Source organism: Streptomyces malaysiensis subsp. samsunensis (assembly GCF_024519315.1).
In the GTDB taxonomy this organism is placed as follows: Bacteria; Actinomycetota; Actinomycetes; order Streptomycetales; family Streptomycetaceae; genus Streptomyces; species Streptomyces malaysiensis.
In genome coordinates, this window is the sequence record NZ_JANIIC010000284.1 from 1 (window position 1) to 362 (window position 362).

At 62.2% G+C, this 362-nt stretch carries 1 protein-coding gene; it reads left to right on the forward strand.

What is annotated here, in order from left to right; all coding sequences use genetic code 11:
• Positions 1-23 precede the first annotated feature (23 nt).
• A partial coding sequence (locus tag NQU54_RS48910) for an acyl carrier protein (RefSeq protein ID WP_308408557.1) occupies positions 24-362 on the forward strand: 339 nt, incomplete at its 3' end.

Below are 362 nucleotides of genomic sequence, written 5' to 3' on the forward strand. Positions count from 1 at the left end.
TCGATCCGTCCGGGGTGGCTGGTGTGGATCTTCCTGTGGTGTTGCGGGGGTTGGTGGGTGGTCGTGTCAGGCGGCGGGTTGCTGAGGGTGGTTTGGTGGGTTCGGGGTTGGTTGGGCGGTTGGTGGGGTTGGACGCTGCTGCTCGGTTGGGTGTGGTGGTTGATGTGGTGCGGGGTGGTGTGGCGGTGGTGTTGGGGTTTGGTTCGTTGGGTGAGGTGCGGGTGGATGTGGCTTTTAAGGAGTTGGGTTTTGATTCGTTGACGGCGGTGGAGTTGCGTAATCGGTTGTCGGTGGTGACGGGGTTGCGGTTGCCGGCGACGTTGGTGTTCGACTATCCGACGCCTCGGGTGTTGGCGGAGTAT